The sequence below is a fragment of the Nguyenibacter vanlangensis genome (assembly GCF_013376155.1).
GTDB lineage: Bacteria > Pseudomonadota > Alphaproteobacteria > Acetobacterales > Acetobacteraceae > Gluconacetobacter > Gluconacetobacter vanlangensis.
Genome location: NZ_JABXXP010000897.1, coordinates 1 through 996, shown reverse-complemented (window position 1 = coordinate 996; position 996 = coordinate 1). Strand labels below are relative to the sequence as shown.

Sequence of the window (996 nt, the reverse complement as noted above, 5' to 3'; positions counted from 1 at the left end):
GGTCTGGCCGCTGCGCCAGGACGGGCGGATCGTGGACCGCAGCGTCGGCGGCACGCTGCTGGCCAATAACGGCCCCAGCGTGCATCGCATGGCGCTGGCCGGAGTCGGCCTGGCGCGGCTGGCCGATTTTGATGTCTGCGCCGATATCCGCGCCGGCCGCCTGGTCGAAATCCTGGCCGACGTCGGACAGGGCGAGACCGAGGACATCCATGCCCTGTCGCTGGGTGGCCCGCACATGCCCTATCGCATCAGGCTGTTTCTGGACTTCATGGCGCCGCGCCTGCAGGCCTTCCTGCGCGACAACGCCCTCGATCGGCAGCCGGCCCCGCTCACCGTGTCGTAATCGGCGGAAACCCGGGCGCGGTCGCATGGTTTACCAATATGGGCGCCCGAGCCCGCGAAAAACGGGGCCGCCGAACGAAGCCCCGAAGAAGGGGCCCCGAAGAAGAGGCCCCGAAGAAGAAGCGCTGAAGGCCGGAGACGGCGCTTCGGAGAACCGGCATGAAGAAGCTGATCAACGCCCCCGAACAGGTGGTGACCGAGGCCCTCCAGGGCATGGCGGCGGCCTATCCGGATCTGCTGAAGGTGAATCTGGACCCCGACTTCATCATCCGGGCCGACGCGCCGGTGCCGGGCAAGACGGCGCTGGTCTCGGGCGGCGGCTCGGGGCACGAACCGATGCATGGCGGCTTTGTCGGGCTGGGCATGCTGGACGCGGCCTGTCCCGGCGCGGTGTTCACCAGCCCGACCCCGGACCAGATCCTGGCGGCGACCCGGGCGGTGACCGGCCCGCTGGGCGCGCTGCATATCGTCAAGAACTATACCGGCGACGTCATGAATTTCGAAATGGCGGCCGAACTGGCGAAAGAGGATGGGATTCCGGTCGAATCCGTCCTCATCGACGACGACGTGGCGGTCACGGACTCTCTCTATACCGCCGGGCGGCGTGGCGTCGGCGGCACGGTGCTGGCCGAGAAGATCTGCGGCGGCGCGGCC

1 protein-coding gene and 1 pseudogene are annotated in these 996 nt (G+C 68.6%); both read left to right on the top strand.

Annotated elements, in window-relative coordinates; all coding sequences use genetic code 11:
• Positions 1-343: pseudogene (locus HUK84_RS19985) on the top strand (hypothetical protein); the annotation flags it as partial.
• Between the two features lie 158 nt (positions 344-501).
• Positions 502-996 (top strand): dihydroxyacetone kinase subunit DhaK (locus HUK84_RS19980; protein ID WP_176641758.1); only part of this gene is annotated, 495 nt, incomplete at its 3' end.